This window comes from uncultured Algibacter sp. (genome assembly GCF_947487605.1).
Lineage (GTDB): Bacteria > Bacteroidota > Bacteroidia > Flavobacteriales > Flavobacteriaceae > Algibacter_D.
On the sequence record NZ_CANKXK010000003.1, the window covers coordinates 212,588 to 227,145 of the forward strand.

General features: G+C 34.6%; 10 protein-coding genes. 1 reads left to right on the forward strand and 9 read right to left on the reverse strand.

The window, feature by feature from the left end:
* The first annotated feature begins 40 nt into the window (after positions 1 to 40).
* Positions 41 to 1,069, forward strand: a complete 1,029-nt coding sequence (locus Q0739_RS04910; RefSeq protein ID WP_298237587.1) for a LacI family DNA-binding transcriptional regulator — start codon at positions 41 to 43, stop codon at positions 1,067 to 1,069.
* A 6-nt stretch (positions 1,070 to 1,075) separates the two neighbouring features.
* On the opposite strand, the gene queG is transcribed toward Q0739_RS04910, so the two are convergent.
* From queG to Q0739_RS04955, 9 genes are all read right to left on the reverse strand, one after another.
* A complete protein-coding gene (gene queG, locus Q0739_RS04915) occupies positions 1,076 to 1,999 on the reverse strand; it encodes a tRNA epoxyqueuosine(34) reductase QueG (protein WP_298237588.1) in 924 nt (307 codons plus the stop codon).
* Positions 2,000 to 2,049: 50 nt separating this feature from the next.
* Positions 2,050 to 3,378, reverse strand: a complete 1,329-nt coding sequence (locus Q0739_RS04920) for a vanadium-dependent haloperoxidase (protein WP_298237589.1) — start codon at positions 3,376 to 3,378, stop codon at positions 2,050 to 2,052.
* An 87-nt stretch (positions 3,379 to 3,465) separates the two neighbouring features.
* Positions 3,466 to 4,365, reverse strand: coding sequence for an AraC family transcriptional regulator (locus tag Q0739_RS04925; protein WP_298237590.1), 900 nt, complete (start codon positions 4,363 to 4,365; stop codon positions 3,466 to 3,468).
* A gap of 189 nt (positions 4,366 to 4,554) precedes the next feature.
* Complete coding sequence (gene ruvB / locus Q0739_RS04930; protein WP_298237591.1) at positions 4,555 to 5,577, reverse strand: Holliday junction branch migration DNA helicase RuvB; 1,023 nt, start codon at positions 5,575 to 5,577, stop codon at positions 4,555 to 4,557.
* A 48-nt stretch (positions 5,578 to 5,625) separates the two neighbouring features.
* The gene (locus Q0739_RS04935; protein ID WP_298237592.1) at positions 5,626 to 5,841 is read right to left on the reverse strand and encodes a hypothetical protein; all 216 of its coding nucleotides are present in this window, start codon (positions 5,839 to 5,841) and stop codon (positions 5,626 to 5,628) included.
* 152 nt (positions 5,842 to 5,993) lie between these two features.
* Positions 5,994 to 7,880: an OmpA family protein gene (locus Q0739_RS04940; RefSeq protein ID WP_298237593.1), complete on the reverse strand. Its 1,887-nt coding sequence runs from the start codon at positions 7,878 to 7,880 to the stop codon at positions 5,994 to 5,996.
* A gap of 19 nt (positions 7,881 to 7,899) precedes the next feature.
* On the reverse strand, positions 7,900 to 8,856 hold the full coding sequence (locus Q0739_RS04945; RefSeq protein WP_298237594.1) for a type IX secretion system membrane protein PorP/SprF: 957 nt from the start codon (positions 8,854 to 8,856) through the stop codon (positions 7,900 to 7,902).
* Between the two features lie 26 nt (positions 8,857 to 8,882).
* Complete coding sequence (locus Q0739_RS04950) at positions 8,883 to 12,518, reverse strand: gliding motility-associated C-terminal domain-containing protein (RefSeq protein WP_298237595.1); 3,636 nt, start codon at positions 12,516 to 12,518, stop codon at positions 8,883 to 8,885.
* A gap of 224 nt (positions 12,519 to 12,742) precedes the next feature.
* Positions 12,743 to 14,536 (reverse strand): cbb3-type cytochrome c oxidase subunit I, encoded by a 1,794-nt coding sequence (locus Q0739_RS04955; protein ID WP_298237596.1) that lies wholly within the window; start codon positions 14,534 to 14,536, stop codon positions 12,743 to 12,745.
* Between the last annotated feature and the right edge of the window lie 22 nt (positions 14,537 to 14,558).

Below are 14,558 nucleotides of genomic sequence, written 5' to 3' on the forward strand. Positions count from 1 at the left end.
TTTGGTTTTTTTATTATATTTAAAGAAAATAAACTGTTATATGAAACCTGTCACCTTAAAAGAAATTGCTGAACAATTAAATATATCTGTTACCACTGCATCAAAAGCTCTAAAGGACTATCCTGATGTTAGTAAAAAAACAAGAGGCTTAGTCAGGGAACTAGCAAAAACATTAAATTATAAGCCTAATACTTTTGCTGTTAATCTAAGAACTAAAGAGTCTAAAACTATTGGCTTAGTCATTCCTGTAATTGTTCATCATTTTTTTTCGAGTGTTATTAAAGGTATTATTTCACAAGCCGAAAAAAAAGGGTATTTAGTTATTATTCTTCAATCTAACGAATCTTATGAACTAGAAAAAAAACAAATTGATTTATTATTAAGTCAACGTGTTGACGGTATTCTAATTTCATTGGCAAACGGTACAGCGGACTTTAGTCATTTAACCGAAGTTATTTCTCAAGAGAAACCTTTAGTTATGTTTGATAAAATTGCAAAAATTGTAAAATGTTCTAAAGTTATTATTGATGACCGAAAAGCAGCTTACATGGCGACGCAACATTTAATAGATATAGGATGTAAACGAATCGCGCATTTTAGAGGTGCTCTTTTGCCTCAAAATTCTATAGATAGATTTCTTGGCTACAAAAAGGCGTTATTGGATAACAATATACCTTACGACCACTCTTTGGTGTATATATGCGAATGCGGTGATATGAGTTTTGAAGAAGGTAAAACAAATGCACAACAATTACTAAAAGACCATGACGATGTAGACGGAATTTTTATAAATACTGATTTAGTTGCCATTGGAGCCATGACCCAGTTTAATAAACAAGGTGTTAAAATCCCTGAAGACATTAGTATTGTTGGATTTAGTAACTGGTTTATGTCTTCTGTAATATCACCTACATTAACAACTATTGACCAACCTGGATTTAAAATGGGAAAAACAGCTTTTAAACAACTTTATAAAGAAATAAAGGCCATTAAAAATAAGAAACCGAAAGCATCAAAAATTATTACACTTGATACTGCTTTAATAGAAAGAGAATCCACTAAAAAATAGTGTACATTAATCTTTTAAAAAATAAATATTTCTCTTTAAACCAGATAATTTAGTACGCTTTACTGCGGATTTTTTAAATACTTTTCTAAACGTGTCTTCAGTTATTTCTTCCCAATCTTTCTTAGTCATGGATAAAAGTTCTGGATGCGGATTAAAAAGTGGTTCATTATGCGATTTTGAAAACCGGTTCCAAGGGCAAACATCTTGACATACATCGCAACCAAACACCCAATCATCCATTTTTCCTTTAAATTCTGTTGGAATATTTTCTTTAAGTTCGATAGTAAAATATGAGATGCATTTACTGCCATCAACCACATAAGGTTCTGTTATAGCCTCTGTAGGGCAAGCATCAATACAAGCGGTACAAGTACCACAATGATCTGTTACTGGATTATCATAATCTAGTTCTAAATCAATAATTAATTCTGCAATAAAATAGAATGAACCTACCTGTTGGGTCAATAAGTTAGAATGTTTCCCAATCCATCCTAACCCCGATTTTGCTGCCCAAGCTTTGTCTAAAACGGGTGCTGAATCTACAAAAGCACGACCATGGACTTCTCCAATTTCATCTTGAATAAAATTTAGAAGTGATTTTAGTTTGTCTTTTATAACGAAATGATAATCGGTTCCGAAAGCATATTTAGATAACTTATAGCTATTAGCCGTTTGCTCTTGGCTAGGGTAATAGTTTAACAATAAGGATACGACGCTTTTTGAATCTTCAACCAGTTTTGTGGGATCTAAACGTTTATCAAAATGGTTTTCCATATATCGCATCTCTCCATGCATGTTTTGGTTTAACCATTTTTCCAATCGAGGCGCTTCCTCTTCTAAAAACTCAGCCTTACTAATACCACAAGACAAAAAACCGAGGCGTTTGGCTTCGGTTTTTATGAGTTGGGTATATGTCCTTTTTAGGCTCAAATTAGGTTTAAAGTCTTAATGGCTAAGATACAACCTATATGCGATTTATTTTAATCCTTTAAAGCTATAGGGCTCAAAAAATTATCGGTAATATAATTACCTACTTTAGCTCCTAATTTATGACCTTCTTCAGAATCATATCTAAAATGAATTCCCAAGTATACTCTTGACATTGAAGCTTCTAAACCTGCCTCTGTAAAACTATTAAATGAGCGTGTAGGTGGATTCATTTTCATTTTTCCTGAAAAGAATCCAGCGCTATCTACTTCTTTCTGTGTCATAATAAATTTGTAATCATCGCCTTTCCCAAAAGTATTGGCTAAAACAGTCATAGCTGCCGTACTTGCTGTACCATGTGCCGAAGGATATGATGGAAACGGATAGGTGTGTTTATGAAGGTTATTCCATTCAGCATCCTTTTCAGTATCATCATTCCCATCATTATCTGCCCAACGAATAGCGGTATAAGGTCGCCAATGGTTGTAGTGAAACTTATTGTCAAAGACATTTATATAAGCATCACAAATAGCCATGTTCATTAAAGCAAACGTTCTGGTAGCGTCCCATAAATTTGGTTTTTCTTTGGCTATTAAATCCCTTAACAGTTGATTATGCGAGCTCTCTCCAAATTCTTTCCACCACATGGCTAAATGGGCTTGGTCTGCAGTCCTGGTTTTACTGTTAAAGCCTCCAACCTCTTTTACTTCGTTAAAGGCTTTCGTATAAGTTTTGCTATTGATTTCAGGTGGTGGTGGCGCTCTAAAATAATTATATTTCGGGAGTGCAAAGGGTTTTGCTATGGCCAAACCTGCCCCAAAGATAAATCCTTCTGGCGTACCACTGTGCTCATTAAACTCTGCATAAACCCCTGGCGCCATAGGATGCCATGTATAATCGGATTTCGTATTCCAATTGTCATCATTTCGTTTTTCTAAAATAGCTTTTGCAGATGCTTTGCCTAAGGTTTGCGCTTGACTTTTACTTTCACCATTATTAATGGTATTTATAAACTCGTTAAGTAGTTTTTCAAAACCCTCTTGTTTGTCTGGATATTGACTTATCGCTATAGAATAGGCGGCATAAGTTGCCGAGGCAATAGGATCTGCTTCAGGCATTTCAGTATGATATGCATAATGACTATACTTTTGAACAATACTATTCAAGGCATCATGCATGGCTATGTGCATCATTGAAGCAGCACGAACCCCTTTAAGAGTTAACAGGTTATCTTCAGCAATTGCAGTTTCTATGATTTTTTGATTCCATTTAGAAGCAATTTCTGCATTAAAGTCGTCAATTTTTAATTCTTGCGTTTTGCAACTTTGTATTGATAGAGATACGAACAGCATAACTATCCACGCAACGTTTTTTGTCTTCATAAAAGCAGTATTTTTAGTGTTAATGCAATTTAACAGACTTTCTAAAAAACAGATATGCTAAAAAACTCAAAAAATATGCTAAAAAACTCATGATTGCTGAAGAAGTTCGCGTTCTTTTAATCGATTTTTGAATTTTAAAGGAGGATTATTATAGTATTCTTTAAAGGATTTAATAAAATGAGAGGTATTCTCAAAGCCTATATCCAATGCAATCTCGTTAATGTTCAAATCGGTAGTTTCTAACAAAAACCTACCGTATTCAAGCCTTTTCTTCTTTAACCATTTGCCAGGTGTGGTTTTATATAATTTTAAAAAATCTCTGTTAAACGTAGCGAGGCTTCTTCCGCTAAGTTTAGCAAACTCTTTCAATTTTAAATTAAAAAGATAATGCTCTTCCATAATGGGTTTTAGACTTTTCTTACCATCAAAACAGGTTTCTTTAAAATAATTAGTTGCCTTTGAATTAAGCCCTCCAGTAACTATATTAATGATTAGTTCCTTGAATTTAATTTTAAGTAAACTTTTTGAAGGGGGTTTTGATAGCGAAAAATAATTTAGAAGCGTTTTGAAATAATCTGTTAAAGTTTGGTCCAAGGATAAAGGAATAACCGAATCTGTATCTTGAATTTTATCGGTATCTATATTTATGGAACAATCATTTTTCATAACTGAGGCAATAAATTCATCAGGCACAAAAATGAGCAAAGCGCAAAAATCGCCATTCAAAATTTTATACACTCTATGGGCTCCTTTTTTTAAAAATGCAGCATCCCCAGCCTTAAGTACATATTCTTCATTTGGTGTTTTCCACCTTCCTCCACCAACAAATACGTAACAAAAATAATTTTTATTCACCCAGTAATCCACAGGAGAGCCTTCAATTGGGCAATCATAGGCGGTAAACAAAACATCACTAACACTAAATTGCCTAAAAAGTGGATTGTTTTCGACAAACTCATAAAAATGGATCATGTCTTTACGCTTCATAATACTTAAGCCCTATTTTCATTGGTTTCTCTAAGATACTGATTTTCTTTTATTTAACGAAAGTGATATTTTTATTTAAATACTGAACACAAAAAAACCGAGGCTTATTGCTTCAGTTTTAATGAGTTTTGTGTATTCTATTGTTAATAATGCTGAGATCCTGAATCAAGTTCAGGATGACACTAATTGTCAAAATAACCCGCCTTGAATATTTCCTTTTATTTTTCCTAAATGCTTATACGCTTGATCAGTTACTTCTCGACCACGGGGGGTACGCATAATAAAACCTTGTTGGATTAAAAAAGGTTCATACACTTCTTCAATCGTTTCTGGGCTTTCACTTACAGCTGTAGCAATGGTGGTTATTCCAACTGGACCTCCTTTAAATTTATTAATAATGGTTGATAGAATTTTGTTGTCCATTTCGTCCAAACCATGGGCATCTACATTTAAAGCCTCTAAGGCAAACTTTGCTATTTTAATATCGATAGTTCCATTACCTTTTATCTGTGCAAAATCGCGTACTCTTCTCAAAAGTGCGTTAGCAATTCTTGGCGTGCCTCGACTGCGACCTGCTATTTCTATAGCTGCTTCCATAGAAATAGGGACATCTAAAATAGATGCACTCCTCTGAACTATAGATGTTAGTAATTCTGTATTATAATATTGTAATCTACTTTGAATGCCAAAACGCGCTCGCATGGGTGCTGTTAGTAATCCCGATCGAGTTGTTGCTCCAACAAGTGTGAATGGATTTAAGTTTATTTGAACAGAGCGTGCATTAGGACCAGACTCGATCATGATATCGATTTTATAATCTTCCATTGCAGAATACAAATATTCTTCGACTATAGGACTAAGCCGATGAATTTCATCTATAAACAGTACATCGCGCTCTTCAAGATTTGTAAGCAAGCCTGCTAAATCTCCTGGTTTATCTAAAACTGGACCCGAGGTTACTTTAATACCTACCTCTAATTCATTCGCTAAAATATGTGCTAAAGTTGTTTTTCCTAATCCTGGTGGGCCATGAAAAAGTGCATGATCTAAAGCTTCGGTTCGTAAGTTAGCAGCTTGAACGAAAATTTTAAGATTTTCTAAAACCTGATCTTGACCTGCAAAATCGTCAAAAGATAAGGGTCTTAACTTTCTTTCTACATCAATTTCTTCTGGAGAAAAATTTTCGTTGGATGGGTCTAGGTTTTCGTTCATTTTTATAGTGTGCCTTAACCTGGTTAACCGGTAGGTTTTTTAAAAGATTTAAATGGATAAAACATTTGAGGCTTTTAGAATATATACAAGAACAAGTACAATTAAAGCACTTAAACCTAGAACTCCCTCCCAGTGGTAAATACTCCAAAATTCTCTTTTATTTGGTGTTCTACCTTTTAATTTTTTAAACCTTTTATAGGCTAATTTGTGGATAATGTAACCCACTAACACAAACAAAATTATTGCAGCTATATAATACACCATATCCGTATAAATTTAATATGATAAAAATACACAAAACAAATGACTTACTTGAAAATTAATGAATGATAAAAACATATGTAAAAAAGCCTTTCAATTCTAAAAGTGTTAGATAGAAAGGCTTTTCAGGCTTTTAATTGGTATAAAATGGTTGGTTAATTTAAAATAGTAAACTCACAACGTCTGTTAATTTCGTATTCTTCTTTTGTACAAATACCTGGTTTAGTACATTCATTAAGTGGTTGCGTTTCGCCATAACCAATACTTCTAAGTCTACTTCTGTCTATTCCTTGACTTACTAAATATTCTAAGGTTGATGCTGCACGATGTTTAGACAACTCTAAATTATATTGATCTTTTCCACGAGCATCTGTATGCGCTGAAACTTCAACTTCCATTGATGGGTATTTTTTCATTAAATCTACTAATACGTTAAGCGTAATTGCAGCATCTTCACGAATTTTAGATTTATCAAAATCAAAATAGATTTTATCTAATTCTACTTGTACATTACCTTTTTCATTTTCTTTAACGCGTTCTTCAGCATCTGCAAAAGACTCTAATGACAAGTATATATTATGGTTAATTTTACCTTCACTATCTGTTGAGAAATCTACATCTTGAGGAATGTAAGCCTTACGAGTACCGCGAATTGTATATTTTTTGTTTGGTTCTATCTTAAATAAATAATTTGCCTTTTCTCCAACAATAGAATCTTGAAGTACTCTTCCGGTTTCGTCAAGTAGTGTAACTAAAGAATTAGGTAATAACGCTTTACTATTTTTGTCTTGTACAAGCCCATCAACCAAATATTTTGTTAGTATATTTTCTTCTCTAGAAAAACCATACAATCTGTCGTGACCTGTTCTGTTAGATGATATATATCCTTTGTTATTATTTTCTTTAACAACATAAGCGAAATCATCAAGACTACTATTTATAGAACTTCCTAGGTTTACAGGGTTATCAAAAGTGTTATTTACTCTATTGCTTCTAAACACATCTAAACCACCATATCCTTGATGACCAATAGATGAAAAATATAAAACATCTAAATCACTAATGTATGGGAATTGTTCGCGGTGTGGCGTATTTATTTTATCTCCTAAATTTTCAGGTTCTCCAAAGGTTCCATCGTCATTAACTGCCACTTTATAAATATCGAAACCACCTAATGTACCTGGCATATCGCTTGCAAAATAAAGTGTCTTTCCATCTTTACTTAAACTAGGGTGTTCTGTACTATATTTATTAGAATTAAATGGTAATGCTTTTACATTTGTCCATTTACCATCAACATATTGGGCTTTAAATATCTTAACATGTGCTATTCTTTCACCATCCGATTTAATACGAGATTTATTAGTTCTATTAAAATACATGGTTTTTCCATCTTTACTAAAAGTAGCATTGCTTTCATGCGAATCTGTATTTACTTCATCTGAAAATGGTGTAATATTTTCAATTTTTCCATCGCTAGCTAAGGTTGCCTTATACAAATCCAGATACGGCAAATTATTCCAACTATAAGTTGGGTTTTCGTTATTTCTTGCTGAAGCAAAAGTTACTTTATTTTCTCCATAAAAAGACAATCCGAAATCACTACTTGAATTTGCATTATCTAAAACAGAGAGATTGAAAACATGCGGTGTAGTTTTTCCATTTAATTCAATAAATGACTCTGTATCTATAATTTCGCCATAATATTTACTTAGTTGAACATCGGCTTCCTTATAATTTTTGTCACCCATTAAAGCTTGTGCATATCGAAATCGCAAATCTGTATCTAAAGAATCTGCATAAGCACTAAACAACTCTTTATAAGTGATAATAGCTTTTTCTATATTAGCATTATAGTAATAACTGTCTGCTAAGTTTTGAAGCACCGTTTTTGATCGGTCTTTGGTTTCATAAATTTCAGCAGCTTCTGCATAAGCTTTCATTTCAAAAAGCTTGTTGGCTCGTTTTAAATTTCCTTTTTGAGCTAGCGTAATTCCACTAACTAATAAAAGGCTTGCAAGTATGTATATATGTTTTTTCATCTCTTTATAGTCTTTAATGTTAGAAGAATCTAGGTGAACGATCGTAACCGCTTTTGAGTCCGAATAAATCGACATCAAACAAAATAAATATTTCGTGAGATCCAGAATTGAAACTTCCCAAGTTAGAGGTTGTAAAATCGTATGAATATCCTATTCTTAAATCTGGGGCAACTCTAAAATTTACTAACGCACTTATGGCATCATCTAAACGATAGCCTAAACCAGCTTCAAGTTTTTCATTAATTAAAACGTTTGCTGTTATATCTAATGCTAAAGGTGCTCCACTTACTGCTTTTGCCATAAATGCTGGTTTCAGCTTTAAATTTTCATTAATATCGAACACATAACCACCCGTTAAAAAGTAATGAACGGACTGCACACCTGTTGATTTTATACCATTTTCGGTTTCAAGATGTTTTGTGGTTAACATATTAGGAGCTGACAAGCCCAAATAATAATTATCTGTGAAATAGAAAGCACCAATTCCAATATTAGGAAAGGTTTTACTAATATTATCATTAAAGGCAATATCGGTTGATGTATTTCCAGATTGCAAAACAAATCCATCAAAATTAGCATTAAAGAAAGTGAACCCTGCTTTAAGTCCGAATGATAATTTCCCTTCCAACCCTACAGGTAATACATAGGCAAAATCTGCATAGATATTATTCTCTGAAACCACATCGCCAATATCATCATTTGTAAATGATATACCTGCTTCTATTTTTTGGTTAATAGGTGTGTGTGCAAAAAAGGTTCCAGTTTTAGGAGCTCCTTCTATACCTACCCATTGCGTTCTATATAATCCACCTAAATTCAGCATACCTTCATCGGCAGTTGCATAAGCTGGATTAATCACACTCATATTATACATGTATTGTGTAAACTGAGGATCTTGTTGTCCAAAACTTTGTAATGACACTAAAGTCAGACTTAACAAAGCAATTATTTTATGATATATATTTAAATTTTTCATCGTTTCTAAATTTTGCTTTATCTAAATTATCTGCTTAGGTATAATCTGCCTTGTTCTGGCTTATTAATTCCATCATTAAAATTGAATATGTAGAAATACACACCTACAGGCAAGTCTGCGCTGCCTATAGTTCCCGATTGGTTCGATTTACCATTAAACCGTGGTGTACTTGCATTTCCTTTATACACTAGATTTCCATAGCGGTTATAAATCTCCATGACGAAATTAGGATATAGAACATCTAAATTTTCGACATCAAATGTTTCATTTACTGGGTCACCATTTGGTGAAAATCCATCTGGAAAAACTACTTTTTCGCATCCAGTTAAATCTGGAGTAACATCTAATCGGATACTACTCTCGCATCCTGTTACTGAATCAACAAGAACAGCATAATAGGTTGTGTTATTAGATAATGTAGAAGTATCGCTAATAGCATTTCCTCCTATTATTGCATCATACCAAACGACATTGAACAATGATAAATCATAATCGATATTTGAGGTTAAGTTATTTATTGTTGGGCCATCATTTATACAATAAGTTAAAGATGGGTCGCTTAACGTTGGTGTTGGGGTATCATTAATAGTAACATCTACTTGAACACTAACAGAAGATGGGCATCCGCTTCCACCTGTTTGTGTTGCAAAATAATCTTCATCATCAACTAGCGTATCTGTTGGAGCTAAGACTATAGTCAATGTCGCATCTGTATACCAAGTAATCGTTCCTGTAGCAGTTAAATTCATATCTAAATCTGCTACGGTTGGGTTGTCTACTAAACAATATGATGGGTTCGAATTTATAACTGTTGGTGGTGGGCTATCACCTATAGTTGCAGTAATAGTTGCACTTGCTCCACTTGTACAAGGTGCCGTTGGTGCAATGGTATAGGCGTAATCTCCTGCTATATCAACCAAAGGATCAAAAACTCCTGTCCCACTAGCTAAAGCTGGAGACCATGTTCCACCTGTTTGAGCACCACCTAGAAAACCGAACAAATCGGTTGGTCCATCGGCTACACAAATTGTTACTGAATTATCTGTTCCTGCATTCGCTGCTTGTGTAACAGAAACTGTAATATTACTGCTTATATCTCCACATGAATTGGTTAAGGTATATGTATAAACCCCTGGTGTATCTATTGCTGGATCAAAAACTCCCGTAGTACTCGTTAATGCTGGAGACCATGTTCCACCTGTATCTGCGCCTCCTAAGAGCGGAAACAAATCGGTAGTTCCTCCATCACTACATATATTAGTAGATGCTGGTGTTCCAGGGTTTAGAGATTCTTCTATTGTTAATGTTACACTTACGCTAGCATCAATACATGGTGGAGTTGCTGCAATAAAGTAAGTGAAATTATATGTTCCTGCTGTAAGGCTAGTTGCATCTAAGTTATTTCCAGAGACAGCACCCGTACTATCATTATCTTGCCAAATACCTCCAGCATCTTGCGTGCCATCTAAAGTTGAAAATAAATCGATACTACTATTGTTATTACATTCGGTTATTGGCGATCCTGCATTTCCAGCCACTGGTGTTTGATTTACTGATGCAGATACTAAAGTCCTAACTGAAGATTCACATCCTGTTATAGGGTCGGTTTGAGTTGCATAATACATTCCGCCATCGGTTAAATCGATTGTTCCAGATAAAGGTGTACCACCCGTTGCTTGGTCGTACCATTGTATGTTTGTTCCAGTAACTGTAATATCTCCTACAGTTCCTGCATCGCAAAATGATTGGCTAGGAGATGCTGTTGGTGGTGGTGGGTCGTTTATAATAACAGTTACTGTTACTAAAACATCATCACACGAACCTACTGCATCTACATCAAAAGTAAAATTGTATGTTCCATCACCTAAACCATCTACTGTAAGTGTATTACCAGCTAAAGCTGATGAACCATTATCATCATTCCATGTACCTGTTTGATCTTCGCCTTCTAATAAATCAAATAAATCAACTGTTTGACCTGCCGTTAATTCTGAAGCACAGAATTCAAGTGGTGCATTTGGAGTTCCCGATTCGGGAGCTGGCTCAATAGTAATTGTAATTGGTTCTGTATCTGTACAAGTTCCATTATCAATGGTATAATTAAAAGTATAAGGGCTTCCCGTGACAGTAAAACCTGTAATGTCTAGTGTGTTGGAAATCGTATTGTTACTAGAGTCTGTCCACGTACCAGAGTTATTATCTTGAGAACCGTCTAACGCGTTGAATAAATCGAACGGTGAATTGGCAGCAATATCATTTTCACAAAATACCTGATTAATAGCATTACCCGCATTTAGATCTTGCAATACCGTTACTTGTACTGTCGTTGATTCTTCCAAACAAGGACTTGGCAATAAGTTCTGTGTATATGTAAAATTATAAGTTCCAGGGGTGAAGCCAACTAAATTTAATGATGACGTCACAGGAGGATCTGCACTAGAAGTCCCTTGTGTCCATAATCCATTGGGGTCTTCATTATCTAACAAACTAAATAAATCGAATGCACTGGGTAAATCTGCTTCACAATAGCTTGCTGGATTTGCCGCTGAAGGTATTCCTGAATTCAGAATTTCAAATAAGGTTATAGTTACAGTTGAAACTCCATCTGGACATGCTCCATTACTTGGTACGGTATACGTATATACATTTGTACTCGGTGCTGTTAAAGATGAAATATTTGTTCTCCCTTGATGTCCATTAAAAATCGTAGTAGGACCTGTCCATGTCCCTGTTGTATCTGCCATACCGCCTAAAAGGCTAAACAAATCAAAATCTGTTGTTGGAATATTATCTTCACAATATTCTAAACTAGCAGGTGTTCCTGGATCTACAGGTGTATCAATATTTACAGTTACAGGAATTGGATTACTATCGCAGAAGAAGTCATCTACTTGAACATAGTAAGTATTTCCATCAATCAAAGGGGTTGACGGGGACAAGGCTGGTTGCACCGGGTTTCCAAATACATCTAAATCTACATACCAACTGTGGCTTGAAGCTGTACCAGGATCTAAATTTGCAATAGTTGGACTCGAAGCTGAACATAGTAATTGTGGGTCTGTAGGAGTAGGGTCTAGTGGTGAATTAAATAAACCAACATTTCCAATTTCAATTTGGCTTTCGCACCCTCCATTATCAATAAAAACGATATAATAGCTAAATGCACCTACCGAAATAGGATCGGTGGAATTTGCCTGATCTGTTAACTGCGAATCATTATAAACTTCAACCGAACCCCCAAAAGGAATAAACGGTTGCAATACATCATTTATATAGGTTTGAATGGTTGGATTTTCATTACTACAGTAAAGACGATCTAAATTTTGATTAGATGGACTAACTTGAAACGATATGGTTATCGATTCTCTAGTGCCACAGATTCCAGAATTATCGTCAACATAATAAGTACCTTCTGAAACTAATTCTGTATCAAAATAAGCTGTTCCGCCTGTCGCAACATTATACCAAACAATGCCGTTACCACCAGTGGTCGCAAAAGCATCCAAATCACTAAATGTAAAACCAGATGCATCACAAATGGGTGGTGGACTTGGGTCTGCTATATTAGGACATTGTGCAAAAACTTGATTGGTTGTCCATAACAATAACAAAATGCAGGATACTATTCTAAGTAGGTGCCTAGATAAGGGTTTTGTTTTCATGACTGGATTAAGTTTATAATTATTAATATTAATAACCTTAAAAAACCGAATCAATAATGTATTAGATAATTATTTCAGCTCTTTCGAACGCAATTTAACTGATTTTTTTGTATTTCGTCGTATTTTTTTAAATTATTTTGTATTTCATCGAAAATATTTGACACTTAAACGACAAAAGCTCGCTTTTTCAAGCGAGCTTTTAATATATTATGAAATATCTTAATTTAATGTTGCAATTCTTCCTCTCCTTCTTTAAGTGGAATATTCTGAGGCACAAAATCTACATCGTGTCCTGGTTTGCTATAGTCGTATGCCCATCTATGTACATGAGGAATCTCTCCTTCCCAGTTACCATGGATATGTTTTATAGGTGCTGTCCACTCTAATGTGGTAGATTTCCAAGGATTTTGTACTGTTTTCTTTCCGTAAAATATACTTGTAAAGAAATTGTATAAATACAAGATTTGAACAACCCCACCTATTAAAGCAAATATGGTAATAATTACGTTCACATTAGCTAAATCATCAAACAATGGGAAATTACTATTCGTATAATAACGACGTGGTAATCCAGCCATACCAATAAAGTGCATTGGGAAGAATACACCATAAGCACAAACTGCAGTAATCCAGAAATGGATATATCCTAAATTTTTATTAAGCATACGTCCAAACATTTTTGGATACCAATGATAGATTCCTGCAAACATACCATACAATGCAGATATACCCATTACTAAGTGAAAGTGCGCTACTACAAAATAAGTATCGTGAACATTAATATCTAAGGCTGAATCCCCAAGAATAATACCTGTCAACCCTCCTGTTATGAATGTTGAAACAAACCCAATTGAAAATAACATAGCTGGATTCATCTGTAAATTACCTTTCCAGAGCGTCGTAATCCAGTTAAATGCTTTAACCGCAGATGGTATGGCAATTAATAACGTAGTAAAAGTAAATACAGACCCTAAGAATGGGTTCATACCAGATATAAACATATGGTGACCCCATACAATAGTTGATAAAAATGCAATTGCAAGTATTGAAGCAATCATTGCTCGGTAACCAAATATAGGTTTACGTGAGCTTGATGCCATAATTTCTGAAACAAGCCCCATAGCAGGTAAAATTACTATATATACTTCTGGGTGACCTAAGAACCAAAATAAGTGCTCAAACAATACTGGTGAACCGCCTTGGTAATGTAATACTTCTCCTTGAATAAATATATCTGACAAGAAGAATGATGTACCAAAACTTCTATCCATTATTAATAATAAAGCAGCAGATAATAAAACTGGGAATGATACTACACCAATTATAGCAGTTACAAAAAATGCCCAAATTGTAAGTGGCAATCTTGTCATAGACATGCCTTTGGTACGTAAGTTAATTACTGTAACAATATAGTTAAGTGATCCTAATAATGATGATGCAATGAATATAGCCATAGATACTAACCAAAGCGTCATACCCATTCCTGAACCACCTTGAGCCATTGGTAAGGCACTTAAAGGTGGATAGATTGTCCAACCAGCCGATGCAGGTCCTGCCTCGACAAATAGAGAAATTACCATAATTACACTCGATAAAAAGAATAACCAATAGGAAACCATATTTAAGAAACCAGATGCCATATCTCGTGCACCAATTTGCAATGGAATTAGTAAGTTACTAAACGTACCACTCAAACCAGCGGTTAATACAAAAAACACCATTATGGTACCATGTATAGTAACTAATGCCAAATAAATATCTGCATCCATTACACCATCTGGTGCCCATTTTCCTAATAAAGCTTCAAATAGCACGTTAGGTTCTTCTGGCCATGCAATTTGCATACGAAACATCATAGACATTAAAACCCCAATGACACCCATAATAGTACCTGTAATTAAGTACTGCTTAGCAATCATCTTATGGTCTTGACTAAATATATATTTAGTTACAAACGTTTCTTTGTGATGATGTCCGTGGTCGTCGTCGTGAGCGTGAGTATCTGCGTGTGCTGACATAATCTTGTATCGTTTTTTCTTT